Origin of the sequence: Symbiopectobacterium sp. (assembly GCF_047692315.1) — a bacterium.
GTDB lineage: Bacteria > Pseudomonadota > Gammaproteobacteria > Enterobacterales > Enterobacteriaceae > Symbiopectobacterium.
The window spans coordinates 19,915-40,519 of record NZ_JBLLJS010000024.1 but is presented as its reverse complement, the minus strand read 5'-3'; the positions used below and the strand labels follow the sequence as shown (position 1 = coordinate 40,519).

The window sequence follows — 20,605 nt, the reverse complement described above, 5'->3', positions numbered from 1 at the left end:
ACCAAACTATATTGAACAGCGACGATCAGCATGGACACCGATCCATCTGGAGAATACATGAAAACCAAACTCAATGAACTGCTCGAATTTCCCTGCTCATTCACCTACAAAGTGACGGGGCTCGCGCAGCCAGAATTGGTAGACCGCGTTGTCGAAGTGGTGCAACGTCATGCAACGGGCGACTACAGCCCGCTGGTAAAACCGAGCAGCAAAGGCAACTACCATTCGGTTTCCATCACCATTACCGCCACCCACATTGAGCAAGTCGAGACGCTCTACGAAGAGCTGGGCGAAATCGACATCGTGCGCGTTGTGCTTTAAGCATAAACGCCTCGTACTATCAGATAATCGCGGGAAAATGCGCATCAGAGCTGTTCGCTGGCGCGTCCCGCGACTATAATCGGCACCATTGTTTTACTTAACCTGAAGATCACGACTTTGCTACAGGATAAGATCATCGTGCGCCAACTTGGCGTACAACCCTATGAGCCTGTCTCACTGGCGATGCACCGTTTTACCGATCTGCGTGACAGTCAAAGCGCTGATGAGCTCTGGTTGGTGCAACACCCTCCCGTATTTACCCAAGGCCAGGCTGGCAAAGCGGAGCATCTGCTTACCACCGGCGACATTCCGGTTATTCAGAGCGATCGTGGCGGCCAGGTGACCTATCATGGCCCGGGTCAGCAGGTCATGTATGTACTGGTCGATTTAAAACGCCGGAAAGTGGGTGTACGTGAACTGGTCACTGCTATCGAAAACACGGTGATCGGTACGTTGGCGCAGTTTGGCATCACGGCGCATGCCCGTGCCGATGAGCCGGGTGTCTATGTGCAGAACAGCAAAATCTGTTCGCTCGGTCTGCGCATTCGCCGAGGTTGCTCTTTCCATGGGCTGGCGCTCAACATCAACATGGATCTCTCCCCGTTTCTGCGCATTAACCCATGCGGCTATGCGGGCATGGTGATGACACAAGTCAGCCAGCTTGCGCCAGGCGTGAGCGTAGCGGACGTCGCGCCGGTATTGGTCGCGACCTTTATGCAACAGCTTCGCTACACACAGCAAACGCCGCTAATCTGGGATTGGGACACTCAGGGTGAACCCACACCGCGCGGCGTAGAGGCATAGAATCGCACGGTTTGGCTTATACTTATCGGCGTTGAATTACATTCCGTTTACATTATTTCTGCATTTGTGCGACGTAAAGGCTGAATGTCAGACATCAAAGATGGTATAATTTTTATAAAAAAGTTTAACTAGAAACGTAATCCATTAAATCATATAGCTTAAATTATGATTCAACCTGTGATTCAGAACTGGAACCTGGCTATCATGAGTAAACCGATTCAGATGGAACGCGGTGTTAAATACCGCGATGCAGACAAAATGGCACTCATCCCGGTGCGCACCGTCGTGACTGAGCGGCAGGAGTTACTGCGTAAGCCTGAATGGGTGAAAATCAAGTTGCCAGCCTATTCCAGCCGTATTCAAGGCATCAAGGCTGCGATGCGCAAAAACGGCCTGCACTCTGTCTGTGAAGAAGCATCCTGCCCGAATCTGGCCGAATGTTTTAACCACGGTACCGCAACCTTCATGATTCTCGGGGTCATCTGTACTCGTCGCTGCCCGTTTTGCGATGTGGCACACGGCCGCCCAGTAACTCCCGATGCCAATGAGCCGGAGAAACTGGCACAGACCATCCATGACATGGGACTGCGCTATGTGGTTATCACCTCAGTCGACCGTGACGATCTGCGCGACGGTGGCGCACAGCACTTTGCCGACTGCATCGCCGCTATCCGCCGTAAAAACCCACACATTCGTATCGAAACGCTGGTGCCAGACTTCCGTGGCCGTATGGATAAAGCATTAGATATCCTGAACGTAACGCCGCCGGATGTATTTAACCATAACCTGGAAAACGTGCCGCGTCTCTACCGTCAGGTGCGTCCCGGTGCCAACTACGAATGGTCATTGAAGCTGCTTGAAAACTTTAAAGCGGCACATCCTGAAATCCCCACCAAATCCGGCCTGATGGTTGGGCTGGGAGAAACCAATGCAGAGATTGTTGAAGTGATGCGCGACCTGCGTCGCCACGGCGTCACCATGTTGACGTTAGGGCAATATTTGCAGCCCAGCCGTCATCACCTGCCGGTGAAACGCTATGTGAGCCCGAAAGAGTTTGATGAAATGAAAGCAGAGGCGATGGCGATGGGCTTTACCCACGCAGCCTGCGGTCCGTTTGTGCGTTCGTCGTATCACGCCGACCTGCAAGCAAAAGGGATCGAGGTGAAGTAAGCATAAGATGTAATCAGAATATTTCGTTACACATTGCGCGTATTGCGATAACGCGCAATACGAAAGGGCGGCCCACAGGCCGTCCTTTTTTATGCAGAGGGTTACTCTTTGTGATGACGAATCTCACCGGCAGGCGCTGTCTCCTCCCCTGAGGTGGTCGGTTTCGTAGGCTGATCGTCATTCATCGCCTTCTTGAACCCTTTGATTGCTGCCCCCAAATCGCCACCCAGCGAGCGCAGTTTATTGGTGCCGAACAGCAACACGATCAGCGCGGCAATCACCAACAGTTTGGCAATGCTAATACCTTCCATCACACACCTACCTAATTACGAATACTGGAATACCAGCGAAAGAAAACGATATTCTTTATTTATGCCTGCCGGAGCGCGAACACAAAATCCATTTGTAACAAAATTAGACCTTACCCTTGCTGTGCCTATCGCCTGCGCTTGAATCAACAGGCCAATAGCCGCTACACTGTTTTCGTCACGTGGAAATGGCATTCCTCCCTAACCGCCTTTTTGGCTGATGATGCCTACGTACGCCTCAGAGCAGGCGCGTAGGGATCTGCCTGCTCTGAATCACTTCAAAGACAAGAAATTCACAACACGAGGTCAATATTTTTCGCCGTTTTTATTGGCGGCGGAGCGGGAAGCGTAGCCCGTTGGGTGCTGGGTATGCGATACAACACGACGGCAGTGTCTGTGCTACCGGTAGGCACGCTGATGGCAAATCTGATCGGCGCTTTTGTGATAGGCGGTGCACTTGCCTACTTTTCCCGCCATGCGGAATTACCGCCACACTGGAAACTACTGATAACCACCGGGCTGTGCGGTGGATTAACCACATTTTCCACCTTCTCAGCGGAGACGTTTCTTTTATCAATCAAGGCCAACTGTCAGCGGCGGCCATCAACATTCTGTGTAATCTGGTTGGCTCACTACTGATGACTGCGCTGGCATTCGCGCTGGTCAACTGGTTGGTATCCTGAATTCAGAATAAAAAAAACCCGCCTGATGGCGGGGTTTCAAGAAATCGGTATTATTAAATAGCGATAACGTTAGCCGCAGATGGGCCTTTAGCACCGTCAGTGATTTCAAACTCTACACGCTGACCTTCAGCCAGAGTTTTGAAGCCATTGCTCTGGATTGCAGAGAAGTGTACGAATACATCTTTGCTGCCGTCTTCCGGAGTAATGAAACCGAATCCTTTGGACTCATTGAACCACTTAACGCTACCTTTAATCTTAGACATCAAACTTACCTTTAACATGAATGAAAGACACAAAATCTATGCCTGATACAGTACAGCAATTAGTGGCGCATTTGTCCAGTTGAACTTGGATAAAAAGTGATGAAAATCGCTAAAAAAGCTGCCGTATTTACCAATAGTTTGAAATGAGACACCTTTGTTACCGTTTTCTCCCCACATACTGTGTCAGGCAGCACAGTGAACGACATAAAGGATTAATGAGTAATGAAAACCCGCGGCATGAGTTGGGAATCCACGGTGCCCTACTACCGTCTCATTAACGAACGCGTTCAACAGCGCCTGGGTGGTTTGCACTCAGCGAAGCTGATACTGCACAGCGTAGATTTTCATGATATTGAACAACTCCAAGCGCAAGGCGCATGGGCACAGGCCGCACAGCGGCTTTCCGAGATCGCCATTGGGCTACGCCATGCAGGCGCAGAAGCCATTGTCATTTGTACCAATACCATGCACAAAGTTGCTGACGAGGTGGAGCGTGCCAGTCAATTGCCGGTATTGCATATCGCCGATGCCACTGCCGACAGCCTGAAACAGCATGGCATGACGCGCGTCGGCTTATTGGGCACCCGCTATACTATGGAGCAGAATTTCTACCGTGGTCGCTTACTGGAACGCTACGGCATTGATGTCATCATTCCGCAACCAGAGCAACGTGACGAAATCAATCGTGTCATTTACCAAGAGCTGTGCCGCGGCGTGTGGAGCGACAACTCACGGGAAGCGTTTAGCATCATCATCGATCAGCGTGCCCAGCAAGGTGCTGAGGGAGTGATTCTCGGTTGCACCAAAATTCCCCTTTTAGTTCATCAATCTGATACAAAAATTCCCCTTTTTGATACCAGCCACCTGTATGCTATCGCAGCTGCGGATTACGCATTAAAAAATAACCAATTGATATATATTAACAAATAATGAAATCATTGTTTTAAATCACAATTTCCTGACTAAAACACTCAAGATTTCCTCATTTTATCCATGAAAAAAGGCAGTCAGAACGTTCTGGCTGCCTTTACTTATGGTGGAATGTTGTTCCTGGTTCTGTACTCAAATCAATCAATGGGGAAAAACTAAGTAACCGATAATTATTTTTTACGTAGCATTTCTTCAATGAAGTCTTTCCAGTGACGCACTTCTACTTCTATCATCATGTCCCTGTCCCCCCCCTGGTGGCTAACTGCGGCTAGTATACGCCCACTTTTTAACCAGCGAAACGTTTTCCTGTCGTATAAATAGCGAGCAAGATCCCATTCCATGCAGATTACATCGGTGGATCTCCAGGCCATTTTTCGGCATGCTGGCATAATCACACGCCGTTTCAATCGCCTACAAGAAAAGAAAGGATTTTTATCACGATGACGCTGATGATGTACGGTATCAAAAACTGCGATACCATCAAGAAAGCACGACGCTGGCTGGAAGAGCACCAGATTGCCTATCAGTTTCATAATTACCGTGCCGATGGGCTGGAACAATCGCAGTTGACCGCCCTTATCCGCCTTGTCGGTGATTGGCAGCCGCTGATCAATACGCGTGGCACCACCTGGAGTCAGTTAAGCGACGCACAGCGCGCTGCGGTGACCGATGCCGAAAGCGCCTGTGCACTGCTGCTGGCCCATCCCGCCTTGATCAAACGCCCGCTGCTGGTGAGTGGGGAGCGCACCCTGTTAGGCTTTAATGCCGAAAGTTACCACGCCTTTACCGCGGAGAAAGAGTGAGATGTCCTGCCCCGTTCTAGAACTTGCACAACAATTGATTAAACGCCCCTCGCTCAGCCCGCGTGATGAAGGGTGTCAGGCACTGCTGATTGAACGACTGAAAGCGGTGGGCTTCACCATTGAGAAAATGGATTTTGGCGATACTGAAAACTTCTGGGCATGGCGCGGTGAAGGAAAAACGCTGGCATTTTCCGGACATACCGATGTGGTTCCAAGCGGCGATGCCAGCCGTTGGCAACATCCTCCGTTTGAGCCCACACTGCGCGATGGCTTTTTGTATGGGCGCGGCGCGGCGGACATGAAAGGGTCGATAGCCGCCATGGTGGTTGCCGCTGAGCGCTTTGTACAGGCTAATCCACATCATCAGGGACGTCTGGCGTTTCTGATTACCTCAGATGAAGAAGCCAGTGCAGTTAATGGCACGGTGAAAGTCGTTGATGCGTTAATGGCACGTAATGAGCGTCTGGATTACTGTCTGGTGGGCGAACCTTCAAGTACCACCAAACTGGGCGATGTGGTGAAAAATGGGCGTCGAGGCTCCATCACCGCCAATCTGACCGTGCGTGGGGTACAAGGCCATGTTGCCTACCCGCATCTGGCAGACAACCCGGTGCATCGTGCCATGGGGGCACTGAATGAGTTGGTGGCAACCGAGTGGGATCAGGGCAATGCCTTCTTTCCCCCTACCAGCATGCAAATCGCTAATATCAATGCGGGCACCGGCAGCAATAACGTGATCCCCGGCGAACTGTTGGTGCAGTTTAATTTTCGCTTTAGCACCGAGTTGACAGACGAAATGATCAAAGCGCGCGTAGCTGCTCTGCTGGACCGCCACCAGCTTAACTACACGCTGAACTGGAACCTTTCCGGCCAACCATTTTTGACACCGCGCGGGGAACTGGTTGATGCTGTAGTGACCGCTGTTGAGCATTACAGTGAAATAACCCCGGAGTTGCTGACCAATGGCGGTACGTCAGACGGGCGCTTCATCGCACAGATGGGGGCACAGGTGGTAGAACTGGGGCCGGTTAACGCCACTATCCACAAAGTGGATGAGTGCGTCAACGCCGCCGACCTGCAACTACTGAGCCGTATTTATCAACGCATTATGGAGCAGCTCATCGCATGATGACGCACGCTATGCTCACGGGGAAAACCCGTGAGCACCTTGCCCCGCTTGGCGAGGCGCACAGTCTGCAACCAGCAGCTATCGCCGCCTTTACCGGCCTGCAACAGGCAGCAGCTCGTGATGGCTTTAATTTACAGCCCACCAGCACCTTTCGTGATTTTGCCCGCCAGCGCCAGATCTGGAATCAAAAATTCAGCGGCGAACGCCCGTTACTGGATAAAAATAGCCAGCCGCTGGTGGCTGCTACGCTTCCCGTCGCAGAACGCTGTGCCGCGATATTGTGCTGGTCAGCTCTGCCAGGAGCCAGTCGCCATCACTGGGGCACCGAGCTTGATATTTACGATCCGTCACGCTTGCCTCAGGGCGCTCTCCTGCAACTAGAGCCGTGGGAATATCAGGCTGGTGGCTATTTTGCTGAACTGAACGACTGGCTCAGTGCCAATATGGCGCAATTCGAATTTTATCGACCTTTTGCCCACGATCGCGGTGGCGTTGCCGTGGAACCCTGGCACATCAGCTACAAACCCTTGGCCAAACCGGCGGCACAACAGTTGACGCCGGACGTCATTCTGGCGGCCTGGCAGCATGAGGATATCGCGAGGGATGTGTGGTTACGTACACACCTGCCTGATATTTTTTCCCGCTTTATCACAAATATTGATGAGGATTAAACATGTCCTGGCTGGCTGATTATTGGTGGGTCATTCTGATCATTCTGGTTGGCATGGTGATTAACGGCATGAAGGAACTCAGCCGCCTCGACCATAAACGCTTTCTCAAAAACAAACCGGAGTTGCCTCCCCACAGAGACAACAATGCCGAGTGGGACAAGGAAGATGACTGGCCAGAGAAAAAGCCCTGACGCGGTTTCCCATCATTTTGCCCGCGGGCTGCTTTTAGCAAAAAGTCAGCGCACGGAGCGAGGGATGAAACTCTCCGCCTTTTCCTGCAAAAATTCGTAGAACTCCTTGGCACACTGCGACAACTGTCGTTCTTTATCCGTTACCAGATAGATGCCGCGCTGCAAAGAGAGATCGCGAAACGGCACAATGGCAATATCCTTGTGTTGGAACTGAAACAAGGTCAGCCCGGTCACGATGCTGACGCCATAGTTGGCGGCCACTAATCCCATCATGGTTGTCAGTTGACGCACTTCAAGCACGTAGTTAAAGCTGTGCGGTGCCATCAGTTGATCGGTGTACTGACGGATACTGGTTCCCTGAGAAAAGCCGACAAAGGCCTGCTGTGCCACTTCGGCGACATCCACGCTCTCGCGCTGGGCCAGAGGGTGGTTGCGATGGCAGATCAGGAAAAACTCATCGGCAAACAACATCCGGGAACTGAAGGTTCCTGGCGAAGGCTGCCCTGCGGTTAAGGCCAGATCGGCGCGTCCATCCAGAATCGCCTTCAGACAGCGATCCCACTGCGTATCCAGCAGCTCAACCTTGATGTCAGGATGCGCGCGATGGTGCTGCGCCAGCACCTGTGGCAACCATTCCACCGCCATAGAGGGCAACACCGCCAGTACAATTTTACCTTTGTAACCGGTGGCATAAGATTTAATCTCCACGACGGCATCGTCATGCGACTTAATTAATCGGCGAGCAATATCAATAAAATGAATGCCATTACCGTTTAATTGTACCTTGCGTGTATCACGATCGAAAAGGCGATATCCCGCCTCTTCTTCCAATGCCGCGATCAAGGCGCTAAACGCGGGTTGCGACAAGTTTATTTTCTGCGCAGCCCGGGTAAAATTTTCAGTTTCCGTGAGTGCAATAAATACCCTCAATTGTTTAATGGATAAGTTCATAGCACCTCTATCTAGAATTATACCCGTCATACTTCAAATTACAGGTGCGTTGGCTGCGCTCATTCACCCGAATCACTTACTTCAGTAAGCTCATCGGGATTAATGAATCTCATCCTGAGATTCACCCTGCTGAACAGCACTTGCCGCCTTCCTGTAACTCGAATTATTTTGGGTATTGACCTTACACATCGGTAAAAAATTAACAAACTTTATTTCAATCAAGTGACTTATTTTGTTTTTATGATCATCGCCACAATTATTTAACCTTATTTGACCTTCAGATAAAAGATGCAATTGCTACATTTTGAAGCACTATCACAACACCTCACCCATTCCTATCGCAAATTATTCTACGATGCCATTTTAAAACAGTCAGTTACTCATATATAGGTAATCCTTGGTTATTTATTTGATCTGCAAATAGAATAAACCCATTCTGTTTTCAAATGAATCCATTGCCATTATGAGTTAGTCTGTTTCAATTCCAAATGATAAAAATAGCGCAGCCAACAATATCTGTTCTGGGTTAGGCGTTGATCTTCAGGTTTGTTATAAAAACGATAAATTTTTAACATACTCGTTAAACAAGCATGAATTGTCAACTGCGCACAATAATAAGTAGAGGAGTGCTTTATGTTAGCGTTAATCGGGGGTGCTCACCATTGCCACCCTATTATTTTTCATTATGACCAAACGAATGTCACCGCTGGTGGCATTGATCGTCATTCCGATTGCCGGGGCATTACTGGCCGGTAGCGGTACAGACACAGCCAAATACGTCGTTGATGGGATTACCAAACTGACACCAATGGCAGTCATGTTTGTATTCGCTATCTGCTTTTTCGGCGTGGTCACCGACGCAGGCATGTTTGATCCGATCATTCGTGGCATTTTGCGTATGGTAGGAACCAGCCCGGTAAGAATCATCATCGGTACGGGTGTACTGGCATTGCTGGCGCACCTGGATGGCAACGGTGCGGTCACTTTTCTGATCACCGTGCCCGCCATGCTACCGCTGTTCAACAAGCTGGGCATGGACAAGCGCATTCTGGTGGGTATTACCGCCCTGAGCGCCGGTGTTAACTTCCTGCCGTGGACCGGCCCGATGATCTGTGCCTCCGCCGCGCTCAACATCTCCACGCAGGACCTGTTTATTCCGCTGATTCCTGCTCAGGTTTATGGCCTGGCTTTCATGGTACTGATAGGCTACTAATGGGGCAAGAAAGAGGAAAAACGCCTTGGCCTGGCAGGCGGCAACCCACTGGCTGGCGGCCCTGCCTCATTCAATGCGCAAGAACACGTTAAAGAGCTGAGCGACGAAGAAAAAGCCCTGCGTGATTAGACTTGAGATAAATCACAGGGAATTAGTGAGATAATTATGGGATGAACTGGGTCAACATGGGAAGAGACTGGATGGAGTGTGCAATAACCTTACAGTATGTGAAAATCACACCGGCCCGAAAAAAACAAGTTCGAACCAGTCTGGATTGTGATTTTACTCCCTTGTTCCGGCATCGTCATCAGGTTCACCATCAAACAGCTTACCCTGCATCCGATCCAGTCCTTCCCTTTTAACCCGTTTCACCACACTGTAGATCCACTGTAGCGAAACGCCGAACTTGCGGGCCAGTTCGTGATGGTTGCGTCCGTCGAACTCCAGGAAGATTTCCCTGTCGCGCTGGCTGACCTTCCAGACCATGCCCATCGGGAAATACACGTTCTGCCCGCCCCAGACCTGCATCATGCGGTTGGCTACTGCCTCGCCGATTTGGTCAGCCACTGCGATGTCAATCTCGATGATTTCACGCACCGTTGTAGCGGTATGCTGGGCAAGTTCAACCAGCAATTCAGGCCCTTTACTGCGAAACTGGCTATGGTCGCTCATGTTCGTTTCCCCGTTGTCCGGTAATGCCACTTTTTGAGCTTCTCAATAACACTGCTGGCCTGTTCCGAGTTCAGCCAGCGCAACCCGTCAACACCGGTTTCCCGTTTCACCCAACGTGCCAGCGAGAGTTCAGAACTGTCACGGATAACGCCTGCAGCAGCCATATCCAGCCAGAGAGCGCGTATTTTGCGGGACTGTGGATGGTCATCCAGCGCAATACCGGTTTTAGCGTTTCCGGCAGGCTTAACCCTGAATCCTTTCTTTTTCATGGACTCCAGCACTTTGGTTAGCTGCGGAAGATCCATCCCTTTGGTTGAAGCCGTGCCAGTTAGCCCCTGCAACATCTGACGGTAGGTGTCTTCGTCCATCTTCAGGTCATTACGGGCAATATGAATAAGCTGGATTAACTGTTGTTTAGTCATGGCTGTCGTCTCCAGCATCCAGTTGGCTAATAAAGTCGACAAAAATCGGCAGGGTTAATGGCCAGAACAGGCAGATAACTGACCAGCTAATCCAGCGTTTTACCCCCCGATATCGCGAGTAAAAACCCATATAAAGGTGCAACTGAGCGGTACACCCCCCAACAAAACCGTACCAGAATAGTGCTGAGACATAGAATTCAGCGATCATAATGAATCCCGCCCCAGTTAATATGAATGTTACGGGCCGTAATAATCGGGTTGTTATTCCACCATGCTCCTGACATGTAGTGTTTAACCTGTTCGCGCCCAGCCACAACGCTAATTTGAATCCCCGGCCTGACATTCTTAAAAAAGGCGCGAGCAAAAAGGTATTTAGCAGTGGTACGGCATGGTTTTGGTACTTTCTTTTTGCGTAAGAACATAATCACTTAGCCCCCAGTTTCCACTGTTCCTGTCCATTTACTGGCTGGTGCAGCAGCCTGCTCTCGCCTTCGTGGCGGGACATAGCCTGAAGCATGGCGGTACGACAGGCGTTCCAACCGTCTACATAGTCATAGGTGTTATCGTGGTCTGGCATGATCTCTTCCGGTACCACCAATGCTGGCTGTTCTATGGAATGCAAATGCGGCTTACTCCCCTCAATTACATGGCCTAAAGCCTCTTTACACTCGCGGATGGTTACGCTGTTATCATCCAGCAACCCAGCGGCGAGGATGTGTTGCTCAAATTTATCCATCAACCCAAAAGAGGCAGTTCTAAACTTCTCAACGATTCGCGATAGTGAGTTGTAATTGATAAATGGAACTTCCTGATGGCCCTTGTAAATATTGCCATTCCAGGCGTTCTGATTACCGCCAGTGACTTCTGCTACTGCTGCGTTGAGCGCATCGAATGAAACAGGTTCAGGCGTACCTGATTTGCGGTGATCCAGCAACTCAGTCAGTGCTACAACGCAGTCATGAAATATTGGGTCTATCTTTTGGCCGCTGATATAGCTGTTTAATACGGCATCATGATCGGCCCAGCGCTTCAGGCTTTGATAGATATAGAGCAGACGTTCTTCAGCTAACTTATTATTCTGCGGCATAAGTCACCCCCAGACGTTCGGCAAGGCGTTCCAGCTTTTTCTGCTTATGAAAGTCAATCAGCAGGCCCATCCCGTTGAGGCGGAACTGTTCAATCATGATTTCAACGTCAGCCAGTTCGCCAGCCAGGTCAACCTCATTACCCAGCCCATTCATGTTGCGGGCGGCAGCAGCGGCCAGTTCGGCGGCCTCCTCCATCAGCTTCAGCGCCTGTGCTTCAGGGCCAAAGGTTTTCAGGGCCAGGCCGTATATAGTGCAGCGGTTATATAATTTCATGCCTTTCATTGTTTCACCTCGCAGGGGATGAACTCCATAGCAGGGACTTCCACGTAGTAATGCTGGCTGCAGTGAGGGCATACCAGCGTGACGAGAACCGCAGGGACACGGTATTTACCGGAGGTAATGACGCGGGCCTCGCTGAACTTCATGGTGGTAATGCCTTTCTGGCAGTTGGTGCATTTGATGGACATGTTTAATTCCTTAAAGCTGTTTTCGGCGTGCAGAAACCCACGGCGCTAACGCCGAAATAAAAAGAAAATGAATTAAAATTAAATGGCAGCGATATCTAACGGAATATTAATTAGCTTCCCGTGTTTGTCTTTCTCCCGGAAATTAATATAGGTTTTGGACATGGCTACCTGCAGTGATTCCGATATAGCCCCCATCGCCCGGATCCAGCGTTCGTCCTGAATTTTGTGACCCGGCGCAGGGAAAGAATACGCCCGGTATTAAGCTGGCCCTCTTTATCAACCTGGAAGGCGTCACCGATGATGGCCCGCAGGTTGGCGTTCGCGCCTTCAGACCACTCGGTGACGCACTCGTCAATCAGGTCTTTGGCAATCTGCAGCTCAGGCCCGAAAGTCAGGGTTTCCTGCACACGGATAGTGATTTGTTCACTGCCGTCAAAGCTGCTGAATGTTACGTTACCCTTGACCCTACCGCGTGTTCTGCCGTACTTCTCGGCCACCAGGTCAAGCCAGGCATAGCACTCATCAAAAGCGCGCTGCTTGAAGTCGCTGAGGTCAGCACTTTTGACCTTAGCAGCCGCGACCTGCTCTCTGACAAAGGAATCCATCGCCAGATCGTAATCAGACACCTGTGCAACCGGCACCAGACGGCCTTTACGGTCTTTCATATATTCGTCTTTATTTATTTCGCTCATTTTTGTTCACCTTGTGGTTAATGTAATGACTCTGACCAGGTAATCCGGCAGCCATGCAACTCAAAGACGCCCTGACGGAAACGCCCTGAGCCGTCATGGCCAACATGGATATAACTTGCTTTCCCCTGCGCCAGCAGGCGAGCACAGTGGCCGTTTCTGGCGATGCGGATGACCGGCTTACTGCCTACAATCATGATGCTCTGAACGGTGCTGTTCATGGCGTTCAGCGCTGCTATGGCAGACTGCAAATGGTGCATCTGCTGGTTGATATCGGTGATGGATTTCATTGTTACACCCCCTTGACGACGTCGGCATTGACCTGCGGAACCCCGATTTCAGCAGCCAGATTCATGGCGGCTATCACCAGGTTACTGACGGCCAGCGGATACAGCAGGCTGACCATGCTTTTACGGTTGCTACCCAGATTACTCAGGCGGGCGCGAATGGTGTCCACCGCGCTGGCGTCCATGACGTCTGCCAGCTGCTTACCGGCGCGTTGCAGCTTGAACGCCAGAAACTCTTCGAGGCTGTTGTCCAGTGGCAGCAGTTCAACCACCTCGCAGCGCTGTACGACTTCACGTACTTCCATGTTGCGTTCGGAAAGCTTGTCTGCCAGCTCCGGCTGCCCAATCAGCACGATGGACAGCAACCGTTTAAAACCGGACTCCAGCTCAAAGAAACGCTTGAGATGCTTTAAAGTTGGAATCGGTAGGCTGTGGGCTTCCTCAATCACCAGAACGTGGTTGAAACCCGCTGAGCAGCTGTCTTTCAGTACGCGGTGCAACTGGCAAAAACGGGCATCCTGGCTGCGTTTGATGTTCTCCAGCGGCGCGATGGTGCTGACGATGGCCTCGGCGATAGCCGCCGCCTTCAGGGTTTTCCCTTTCACGTCATTGTCTTCCATGGCGATGATGTAGGGTTCAATGACCACCACCGGTGCATTCTCACGGTTGATGCGTTCAATCAGGTCGCGGCGTAGCGTGGATTTACCCGCACCGGACTCACCGATAACCGCCATAAAGCCACCGTGGCGGGCGGTCTGGTAGAGTGCCTCACGCACGTAACGGATATCCGGAGTGGTGAACACATCGTCCGCGCCCTGCATGGCTTCATCGGCAAACGGGTCACGGAAAAGGCCAAACGCTTTTTTGGTTGCTGGAAATAACACCTGCTTTTTGAGTAACATGTTCTCTTCCTCACTGAGGTTGGTTGTACCTGCTGTACGGGGCGTGGCTGCGCCCTGTGCAGCATCAAAACTCTTCGCTGTATCAATCCCCTGACTTACCAGATAAGACGCCAGACGCTGGCGCACCTCCTCCGGGCTGGTGCGGGGCCACTCGTTATGGTTCACAATCTGTGCCAGCGTGGCCTCGGAAACGGCAACGGCTCTTGCCACCACCGCCTGCGGGATGCGGGCCTCTTTCAGTTGTTGCTTCAGTACCAGCATGTTGTCCTCCTCAGTTACCGTTAACGATGCTGATAACGCTGTTGCGGGCCGGGGTGGTCAGGGTGACCATCACCTCATCAAGCGCGGCTTCAGGTACACCGTCCGGGTACTGCGCCGTTAACTGGCGGTAATGTTCCGGCGTCCAGGTATGGCTGTTCGCGCTGAACTTCTCGCGCAGGGCTTTCGCCGCCTCCACATGGGTCAGCGGACGATGCTCAATACGTGGCCCGCGCACGTCTGAAGCCTGACCGCGCTTCGGCATATAGGCCGGAAGCGTGGCGTCGTCGATATGTTTGTACGGGTCAAGTCGTCCGCCGAACGGCAGCGCTTTCGCCTTGCGTGCTGCAACGGCATCAGTCGCGTTCTCCGTCCCGGTGACAAGCTGTTCAATCTCTTTTGCCGCCGTCTGGGCCGGGGTATCTGCCACGGCTTTATGGCTTTCACCGAATACCGCAGCGCTTTCAGCAAAGCCAAACTCGTTCTTTTTAACCTCGTCAACGAGGAAGAACATCTCGTGTCCATCCTCCCCCGTCAGCACAACCTGTGCGGCATCGGTGCGCCATGGATTGCGTGTAATCATCAGCTTTTCGCCAACCATCACGCCCGGTACCGCAGAGACGTCGTACTCGATGCCTCGGAACGGTACCCGCAGCTTTGATGTAACTTTGCGGCTCTCCGGCGCGGCCACTGCCAGTTCGCGGCACACTTCAGCGGTTGGCGCTTTCAGAAGTTGATCGGCGGTAATTTTCAGCTAGATATCCGTGCGGGTTTTACGGTGGCGGCTGTGAACTGCCGTGGCGTTAAAGTGGCTGCGCCATTTCACGGCCAGTGCGTTCAGCTCTTCCAGGCTGTTGACCAGCTGGAATTTCAGCCCTAGCTCCAGCTTGCGCTCGATAATGTCGCGGGCTTTTTCCACCTGCCCGGTGGCACGGGCGTTATGCGGCTTGTGCGCTATCAGGTTGATACCCAGTGACCGGCACATGTTTTTAGTCATACCAGCGGTGTTCGCCGAACCGGGGTCGAGGTAGAGAATTTTCGGCACACCGTGCAACACCCATTACGTACTCAACGTAAATCCAGCCGCTGGTGTGGTCGGTAATCTCATAACTCCACACGCGGTCACTGGCGATGCGGGCAATATTGGCAGGCTTGTTCTTATAGAACTTCGCGCTGTCCATCACCTGCAATCCCTTGTGGCCGTTGCTCAGGTAATAAAGGGTGCAAAGCGAAGCATCAATCTCCCATACGTGGTTAGGGTGCAGGCTGGCCATCTCAGAAGACGGAGCCGGGGTGTCCAGCTGTTCCGGGTGCAGGCCGTAGTTACGCAGGGCGCGGCTGATGGTGTCCTCAGACAGCGGGAAGAACTCGCCGGTTTCTTCATCCGTTCTGCCTGCGCTGACGAAGCCGTTAGTGCGCAGGGTCTCTACCGCGTCAGCAATGGAATAAAGACGCTTGCCGTTTTTACGGGTCGCTTCACGCAGGGTCGCAGATATCAGTGCGGCTTCGTCGCGGCTCAGTGCGCTGCGCCCGGCATCAGCGCGTTTTTTACGTTTATCAGTACAGATACCTCCTTCAGCTTGCGCAGTAGTGTGGCGCGGGAGAGGCCCAGTTCAGCGCAGGCTGCGTCATATACCACACCGCGCTTTCCATGCCCCGCGTCACGTGCCGCGCGGGCAACAGAAACCAGTCGTTCAGTCAGGGCGGCGCTCATCGGTTACGCCTCCTGCCGGTTAATCTCAGGCTCTGGCTCAGTCAGCCATGAAGGGGCGGCGTTACCTGTCGGCTCATCCGGCAGGTCAAATGTGGAGCGCAGATTTCGGGCAGCACTCTCCAGTTTGCAGACCAGACCCGCCATAAAGTCTTTCGGCGTATCAATCTGGTTTTCTGCGCAATAGGCACTCAGGGTCTCAAAGGCGCTGAACAGTCGAACGGTGATGGCAGATTCCGCTTCGGTGGATAACGCCGTCACTTCCGCCCGCAGCTTCTTCACCTCTTCGTCAGGCTTGGGTGGCTGAATACGGGACTTCTTCTCCAGCTTCGTGGAGAGCGAGTCGATTTTTTCGTTTTTGTCGGCGAGTACGCGCTGTTGCGCGGCGTTTGTTTCGCGGGCTTCGCGTAGGGCGGCCTTCAATTCGCGGCAACTCATACGATCAACATCATCTAGCGTGAGACCTGCTACAGTGCCGCCATCTGCTAATTGAGCAAGTTCTTCATCATCTTCCAGCATCAGTTCGTATAATTTTGAACGACCTAAAAGCGAAAACGTTTTCGCTTTTGACTCCAGTCCCGGAGATAAAAATTTGAGAGCGGCCTGAGCCATTTTTTGCGCAATGCGAGGTTCAATGCCAAGATGCTCTCTGACAATCTCAACAAACTCACCATGCGGCTCATTCTCCTTGAGGATAATCAGGCGTTTACCCGCTTCCAGCATGGCCTCAGCACTCTGAGCCATGTAAAACCGTGTCTCGTGAACGATACGATCACGCTCATACGGCAAACCATCACCGAACTGCTGCATGATTACGAGGCGATGTTCGGACATAGCATTAAGATTGACGCTGAGACCATCGGTCAACGGTGCATCTTCCACTAATTCAACTGGTTATGATTTTGTACGTCCCATTTCAACTCCTTAGCGACTGCCAGCCATAACTCGCTGGTTAATTTCATTGATACTATCCTGCGCCCGTGCCATTTCGGTGCTGTGCGCCATGGCGATCTGTAATAGCTGGACTCCAGGGGCAAAACGTCCGTTATCCAGTTTCAGAGCCAGCCCTTCTTCGATAAGGGTATTGAGCGCCCGATTGATATTCGCCGGGGACTCGCCCAGAGCCGATGCCAGTTCGCCGTTAGAAACACCGTTCAGAGCGTGACCGCGCAGAGCTTTAAGGACACGCAGAATGCGAGAGCCAGAACTGGAGATATTTGCCTTACTCATGTCACATTCCCCTTTTTGCAATATGTGATAACCTTTTACGCAGGCTAAAACTTCAGGCCGCATTTGAATCTGGTTTCAGACCCAGCTTCACGGCAATTTCGTGGGATTTGCCGTAACGGGCTTTGGTGAAGCCGTTAAGAACACGGTAAACCTCATTGCGGCTGTAGCCGTTTTCTTCTGCCCAGCGGGTGAAAGTGACCCCGCGCTGGCGGAAGAGTGATTTGACTTGTTCTGCAGTCATCGTTGTCTCCTTCGTTGATGCAATGATGTTTGCCTTATGTGTGTTAGATTATTGCTCATAATTATGAGCAAATCAAGATGATATTCACTTTAATGAGCATTGATGTGGGTGAACGTGTGACCTCAATCCGTAAGAAAGCAGGTATGAATCAGCGTGACTTTGCCGCTCGTCTCGGTATCTCTAACGGTGGTATAAGCCAGATAGAAAGAGGGAAAGCCATGCCTGGTGGCGATTTTCTATTACGCATACACCAAGAGTTTGGTGTCGACCTGACATGGTTGCTCACTGGAGTGAGCAGCAGTGTTTCACAAGAACCCCCGGTAGTATCACCAGAAAAAAAAGAGTTAATGGACGCGTTCGACGGTATGACTCCCGAACAGCGGAGGGCTATTCTTGAGGTCAGCAAAGTCCTTGCTCAGCCAAAACCAAGCAAATTTGCTGGATGATGCTCAGCCCAATGAGGAGTCTCGGGTAAAGGTAATGTGGTCGACTTCTCTGCTTTTCGCAGACAATGTTGCAACAAAAATAAATAGGGTTAATCTGTTCTTTTTTAGAACAATTTGTTGATAAGGATATTATATGCGTAAGGTGTTTTTGGCTTTTGCTCTGTCTTTACTTTTTGGTTGTGATGGAGGGCAAGACGGAGCTTCGGACTCACCCATGCCTAAAACAGTAGAATTCATAGTGCAGACGGATGATGTGGCCGTAAACAAACTGTTACCAGCTATAAAAAACATGCTGCCAGGGTTAAATCGATATGCTGATCAATTCCAAAATACCCACGTTGAGCAAAACTATTGGCTAACAATCATGTTTCATATTCCTGAAAATGCAAAAATCCCCGCAGAGTATCTCTCTCAGGGAAATAATTGTTTCATCGAAATTAATAAAGAAGGCACAGCCATTAAAGTGCCTAAGAGAGCCTGTAAATCTGTTGCTCTAGACAGAGTTGTACAGGATTTAGATAGTGACTATTGGTTCTATCTCAATGCCGATAACTTAACCTATACACCATATGATTTCACAAAGTTAAATGACAAAGAGCGTGTTGATATCGGTGTCGCGTATCTGAAAAAAGTATGGGATTCCATGCAGATGATTAAGCAAAAAACAGACTGGCAGCCTGATGATTTTGCTAACTACGGCAGATTGTTCAGGCAACTGGAGGATGAGGAATCAATTTGTAACGAAAGACGATATGTTCCCGGCTTATGGTTCCTGCAGGATGGTGGGTGCGAATGCTCAGAGTTGGTGGTCAGAACAGATTAGTTCACTTAAAGATTTATCCTCAAATGACCCTCAAAGAGTTGGTTCCGCTTTAAAACAAATTAAACGTCAATATGACTCATATCATGAAAGCGCTGTGAGTTGTGCAAAAGAAATCAGGCAAGCTCCACCAGTAGAGAAAAAAATTGAGGTGTTACCTCCTACATCAGACAATAAACCTCCACGAGCGGGCTGTCTGATGATATTTACACCTGATGACAAAACTAGCTGGAGCTGCCCGATAAACTGACATTAGCAAGGCTTTCTGCTTTTGGGATTGGCGCCAATGGTCAATATTAGCTGGCCGATGTGTATTCCGTTCAGCTTACTTTCGGGGAATGCCTGAGTCATGTTCCCCACCTGCTTAAGTGCGGTCTGCATCTCTCTTATTGCCTCTGCCAAATTGTCTGCGTTGACGCTAAGGGTGTAGATTTTTTCCGCAGTTTCATACTTATCGCAGGTTATTCCCATTAAGTATGAGGCTCCGGGTTTACTGATTGCTGAACTCATGCGTTTCTCCTTTCAGAAATTGCATATCACAAGTTCCTGACGGGATGATGGCTTACCCGCCAGGCTGTAGTTGATGCCAACAGTCTGAATGTTCAGACCGTTGAAAGCCTGCCTCATTTCCGGGATATCGTTCACCGAAATAATCATATTCCCTTTGATACTACGTGCCAGTTCTACCATGTGGTCATAGTTTTCCAGTCCAAACTCCACGCCGTAGCCTTCCGTTCCCCAGTATGGCGGGTCGCAGTAAAACAGCGTATGGGGGCGGTCATAGCGCTTTATGCACTGTTGCCAGTCCAGATGTTCTATCAATGTTCTCGACAGGCGCAGGTGCGCCATCGACAGTTCTTCTTCAATACGCAGCAGGTTAAAGCGTGGCGCACTGGTGGTGGAAGTACCGAAGGTGTGGTCCGCTACCTTGCCGCCAAATGCCTGTTTCTGCAGGTAGTAGAACCGGGCTGCACGCTGAATATCGGTCAGCGTTTCTTCCGGCGTATTCTGCAACCATTTGTAGATTTGGCGACTCACCAGCGCCCATTTAAACTGGCGGATAAACTCTTCCAGATGGTGTTTTACCACTCTGTACAGGTTCACAAGCTCCCCATTGATATCGTTAATCACTTCGGTCTACTGGGTGTCTTGAGAAAATACAGCGCCACTGCACCGCTGAAGGGTTCCACGTAGCAGGTATGTGCAGGGAACAGTGGAAGAATATGTTTTGCAAGGCGGCGTTTCCCCCCAATCCAGGGAACGATGGGCAAAGATTGTTGTTTCATTATCCGTAAGCCTTTTACAGTCGGTGAAAATATGGCAGGCTAGTCCGGTCTCGCGAGACTGACTGAACCCTGGTTGGCTCACAGCGTATATCTGTGGGTTGATGGCCAGCCCGGTGTTAGCGCACCGGGCTGGTCGTTCTTTCAAAGCCATCATGCGATTTTTGCCCATCACCTCACTATTAACGCCGTTTAAAATCCCTTTCCCCCGAAATTTGTGATGCTGTTTCCACTACACAAGGAGACGCACCATGAAAAACCTGAAGAAAATCATTCCCACTGTTAAAAAGCCCCGATTCAGCGGCTGACCGCTGTGCTGCTGCTTGGTACCATCGGTCTGGTATCGCCGCAGCAACTGCCGGTGGTGGTCTACAAGCTGTCACTCATCACGCTGGCAGCAGTGCTGGGCTACTGGCTTGACCGTTCACTGTTCCCTAAAGCCCGCCCCGGTCAGTACCTGAAGCACGATGAAACGCTGATGGCGTCTGGTCGCTTCCCGGTTCAGACCGGTCTTCACCTGGTGTTTTCTGCCGCGCTGATCCGCCGTGCTCTGATAGTTGCAGCCGTCTGTCTGGCTGTGGCCACGGGACTGTAACCATGAGCTGGCCTCAAATCACACTCACCATCCTGCTGGCCCTCGGTCTGGGCGTAA

The 20,605-nt window shown here is 51.1% G+C and carries 26 protein-coding genes, 5 pseudogenes and 1 riboswitch; of the genes and pseudogenes, 13 read left to right on the top strand and 18 right to left on the bottom strand.

The genetic code is table 11. The features are described from left to right. The first annotated feature begins 57 nt into the window (after nucleotides 1-57). From ybeD to lipA, 3 genes are all read left to right on the top strand, one after another. Nucleotides 58-321 (top strand): DUF493 family protein YbeD, encoded by a 264-nt coding sequence (gene ybeD, locus ACMZI0_RS14610; protein WP_415673491.1) that lies wholly within the window; start codon nucleotides 58-60, stop codon nucleotides 319-321. Nucleotides 322-429: 108 nt separating this feature from the next. Further along, the gene (lipB, locus tag ACMZI0_RS14605; RefSeq protein WP_415673669.1) at nucleotides 430-1,125 is read left to right on the top strand and encodes a lipoyl(octanoyl) transferase LipB; all 696 of its coding nucleotides are present in this window, start codon (nucleotides 430-432) and stop codon (nucleotides 1,123-1,125) included. Between the two features lie 204 nt (nucleotides 1,126-1,329). After that, on the top strand, nucleotides 1,330-2,295 hold the full coding sequence (gene lipA / locus ACMZI0_RS14600) for a lipoyl synthase (RefSeq protein WP_415673490.1): 966 nt from the start codon (nucleotides 1,330-1,332) through the stop codon (nucleotides 2,293-2,295). A gap of 101 nt (nucleotides 2,296-2,396) precedes the next feature. Here lipA and tatE read toward each other — a convergent pair whose 3' ends face one another. After that, complete coding sequence (gene tatE, locus ACMZI0_RS14595; protein ID WP_415673668.1) at nucleotides 2,397-2,606, bottom strand: twin-arginine translocase subunit TatE; 210 nt, start codon at nucleotides 2,604-2,606, stop codon at nucleotides 2,397-2,399. A gap of 172 nt (nucleotides 2,607-2,778) precedes the next feature. Then, nucleotides 2,779-2,840, top strand: a riboswitch (Fluoride riboswitch). 54 nt (nucleotides 2,841-2,894) lie between these two features. On the opposite strand from tatE, the pseudogene crcB reads away from it, so the two are divergent. Further along, a pseudogene (gene crcB, locus ACMZI0_RS14590) lies at nucleotides 2,895-3,286 on the top strand (fluoride efflux transporter CrcB). A 53-nt stretch (nucleotides 3,287-3,339) separates the two neighbouring features. Here crcB and cspE read toward each other — a convergent pair. Next, complete coding sequence (gene cspE / locus ACMZI0_RS14585; protein ID WP_132452638.1) at nucleotides 3,340-3,549, bottom strand: transcription antiterminator/RNA stability regulator CspE; 210 nt, start codon at nucleotides 3,547-3,549, stop codon at nucleotides 3,340-3,342. Between the two features lie 222 nt (nucleotides 3,550-3,771). Here cspE and ACMZI0_RS14580 point away from each other — a divergent pair, with 222 nt between their 5' ends. The 5 genes from ACMZI0_RS14580 to ACMZI0_RS14560 all read left to right on the top strand — a co-directional run bounded on the left by ACMZI0_RS14580 (nucleotide 3,772) and on the right by ACMZI0_RS14560 (nucleotide 7,273). Next, on the top strand, nucleotides 3,772-4,479 hold the full coding sequence (locus ACMZI0_RS14580) for an aspartate/glutamate racemase family protein (RefSeq protein WP_415673489.1): 708 nt from the start codon (nucleotides 3,772-3,774) through the stop codon (nucleotides 4,477-4,479). 440 nt (nucleotides 4,480-4,919) lie between these two features. Beyond that, a complete protein-coding gene (locus ACMZI0_RS14575; protein ID WP_415673488.1) occupies nucleotides 4,920-5,282 on the top strand; it encodes an ArsC family reductase in 363 nt (120 codons plus the stop codon). Nucleotide 5,283: 1 nt separating this feature from the next. Beyond that, nucleotides 5,284-6,411 carry a succinyl-diaminopimelate desuccinylase gene (gene dapE, locus ACMZI0_RS14570; RefSeq protein WP_415673487.1) on the top strand — a complete coding sequence of 376 codons (1,128 nt, stop codon included), beginning with the start codon at nucleotides 5,284-5,286 and terminating at the stop codon, nucleotides 6,409-6,411. Further along, nucleotides 6,408-7,082, top strand: coding sequence for a M15 family metallopeptidase (locus ACMZI0_RS14565; RefSeq protein WP_415673486.1), 675 nt, complete (start codon nucleotides 6,408-6,410; stop codon nucleotides 7,080-7,082). Before dapE ends, ACMZI0_RS14565 begins: the two co-directional genes overlap by 4 nt. Before the next feature lie 2 nt (nucleotides 7,083-7,084). Next, nucleotides 7,085-7,273: a YpfN family protein gene (locus tag ACMZI0_RS14560; RefSeq protein ID WP_195314740.1), complete on the top strand. Its 189-nt coding sequence runs from the start codon at nucleotides 7,085-7,087 to the stop codon at nucleotides 7,271-7,273. Nucleotides 7,274-7,318: 45 nt separating this feature from the next. On the opposite strand, the gene ACMZI0_RS14555 is transcribed toward ACMZI0_RS14560, so the two are convergent. Next, complete coding sequence (locus ACMZI0_RS14555) at nucleotides 7,319-8,224, bottom strand: LysR family transcriptional regulator (protein ID WP_415673485.1); 906 nt, start codon at nucleotides 8,222-8,224, stop codon at nucleotides 7,319-7,321. Nucleotides 8,225-8,921: 697 nt separating this feature from the next. Between ACMZI0_RS14555 and ACMZI0_RS14550 the strand changes: the two genes are divergently transcribed. Beyond that, nucleotides 8,922-9,437, top strand: a complete 516-nt coding sequence (locus ACMZI0_RS14550; RefSeq protein WP_415673484.1) for an SLC13 family permease — start codon at nucleotides 8,922-8,924, stop codon at nucleotides 9,435-9,437. Between the two features lie 282 nt (nucleotides 9,438-9,719). Here ACMZI0_RS14550 and ACMZI0_RS14545 read toward each other — a convergent pair whose 3' ends face one another. The 13 genes and pseudogenes from ACMZI0_RS14545 to ACMZI0_RS14485 all read right to left on the bottom strand — a co-directional run bounded on the left by ACMZI0_RS14545 (nucleotide 9,720) and on the right by ACMZI0_RS14485 (nucleotide 17,404). After that, nucleotides 9,720-10,109: a Mor transcription activator family protein gene (locus ACMZI0_RS14545; protein ID WP_415673483.1), complete on the bottom strand. Its 390-nt coding sequence runs from the start codon at nucleotides 10,107-10,109 to the stop codon at nucleotides 9,720-9,722. Then, the gene (locus tag ACMZI0_RS14540) at nucleotides 10,106-10,531 is read right to left on the bottom strand and encodes a gp16 family protein (RefSeq protein ID WP_415673482.1); all 426 of its coding nucleotides are present in this window, start codon (nucleotides 10,529-10,531) and stop codon (nucleotides 10,106-10,108) included. Before ACMZI0_RS14540 ends, ACMZI0_RS14545 begins: the two co-directional genes overlap by 4 nt. Continuing rightward, nucleotides 10,524-10,739 carry a hypothetical protein gene (locus tag ACMZI0_RS14535; protein WP_415673481.1) on the bottom strand — a complete coding sequence of 72 codons (216 nt, stop codon included), beginning with the start codon at nucleotides 10,737-10,739 and terminating at the stop codon, nucleotides 10,524-10,526. Before ACMZI0_RS14535 ends, ACMZI0_RS14540 begins: the two co-directional genes overlap by 8 nt. 216 nt (nucleotides 10,740-10,955) lie before the next feature. Then, the gene (locus ACMZI0_RS14530; RefSeq protein WP_415673480.1) at nucleotides 10,956-11,618 is read right to left on the bottom strand and encodes a hypothetical protein; all 663 of its coding nucleotides are present in this window, start codon (nucleotides 11,616-11,618) and stop codon (nucleotides 10,956-10,958) included. Then, entirely contained in the window at nucleotides 11,605-11,901 is a 297-nt protein-coding gene (locus ACMZI0_RS14525) for a hypothetical protein (RefSeq protein WP_415673479.1), read from the bottom strand. Before ACMZI0_RS14525 ends, ACMZI0_RS14530 begins: the two co-directional genes overlap by 14 nt. Further along, nucleotides 11,898-12,086: a hypothetical protein gene (locus tag ACMZI0_RS14520; RefSeq protein WP_415673478.1), complete on the bottom strand. Its 189-nt coding sequence runs from the start codon at nucleotides 12,084-12,086 to the stop codon at nucleotides 11,898-11,900. Before ACMZI0_RS14520 ends, ACMZI0_RS14525 begins: the two co-directional genes overlap by 4 nt. 78 nt (nucleotides 12,087-12,164) lie before the next feature. Beyond that, nucleotides 12,165-12,778 (bottom strand): annotated as a pseudogene (locus tag ACMZI0_RS14515) (DUF3164 family protein). 17 nt (nucleotides 12,779-12,795) lie between these two features. Then, complete coding sequence (locus tag ACMZI0_RS14510) at nucleotides 12,796-13,065, bottom strand: hypothetical protein (RefSeq protein WP_415673477.1); 270 nt, start codon at nucleotides 13,063-13,065, stop codon at nucleotides 12,796-12,798. Nucleotides 13,066-13,067: 2 nt separating this feature from the next. Then, nucleotides 13,068-14,225 (bottom strand): ExeA family protein, encoded by a 1,158-nt coding sequence (locus tag ACMZI0_RS14505; RefSeq protein ID WP_415673476.1) that lies wholly within the window; start codon nucleotides 14,223-14,225, stop codon nucleotides 13,068-13,070. Nucleotides 14,226-14,235: 10 nt separating this feature from the next. Beyond that, nucleotides 14,236-15,936, bottom strand: a pseudogene (locus ACMZI0_RS14500) (integrase). A 3-nt stretch (nucleotides 15,937-15,939) separates the two neighbouring features. Then, the gene (locus tag ACMZI0_RS14495) at nucleotides 15,940-16,815 is read right to left on the bottom strand and encodes a DUF3102 domain-containing protein (protein ID WP_415673475.1); all 876 of its coding nucleotides are present in this window, start codon (nucleotides 16,813-16,815) and stop codon (nucleotides 15,940-15,942) included. A gap of 42 nt (nucleotides 16,816-16,857) precedes the next feature. Beyond that, a complete protein-coding gene (locus tag ACMZI0_RS14490) occupies nucleotides 16,858-17,163 on the bottom strand; it encodes a helix-turn-helix domain-containing protein (protein WP_415673474.1) in 306 nt (101 codons plus the stop codon). Nucleotides 17,164-17,215: 52 nt separating this feature from the next. Next, nucleotides 17,216-17,404, bottom strand: a complete 189-nt coding sequence (locus ACMZI0_RS14485; RefSeq protein WP_032438825.1) for a DNA-binding protein — start codon at nucleotides 17,402-17,404, stop codon at nucleotides 17,216-17,218. A 77-nt stretch (nucleotides 17,405-17,481) separates the two neighbouring features. Here ACMZI0_RS14485 and ACMZI0_RS14480 point away from each other — a divergent pair, with 77 nt between their 5' ends. After that, entirely contained in the window at nucleotides 17,482-17,850 is a 369-nt protein-coding gene (locus ACMZI0_RS14480; RefSeq protein WP_415673473.1) for a helix-turn-helix domain-containing protein, read from the top strand. 133 nt (nucleotides 17,851-17,983) lie between these two features. Further along, nucleotides 17,984-18,673: a hypothetical protein gene (locus ACMZI0_RS14475; protein WP_415673472.1), complete on the top strand. Its 690-nt coding sequence runs from the start codon at nucleotides 17,984-17,986 to the stop codon at nucleotides 18,671-18,673. Between the two features lie 249 nt (nucleotides 18,674-18,922). Here the strand turns inward: ACMZI0_RS14475 and ACMZI0_RS14470 are convergent, their stop codons facing one another. Continuing rightward, nucleotides 18,923-19,180, bottom strand: a complete 258-nt coding sequence (locus ACMZI0_RS14470; RefSeq protein ID WP_415673471.1) for a hypothetical protein — start codon at nucleotides 19,178-19,180, stop codon at nucleotides 18,923-18,925. 12 nt (nucleotides 19,181-19,192) lie between these two features. Next, nucleotides 19,193-19,956 (bottom strand): annotated as a pseudogene (locus tag ACMZI0_RS14465) (DNA adenine methylase). A gap of 248 nt (nucleotides 19,957-20,204) precedes the next feature. On the opposite strand from ACMZI0_RS14465, the pseudogene ACMZI0_RS14460 reads away from it, so the two are divergent. Beyond that, a pseudogene (locus ACMZI0_RS14460) lies at nucleotides 20,205-20,548 on the top strand (putative holin). The last annotated feature ends 57 nt before the right edge of the window (nucleotides 20,549-20,605 follow it).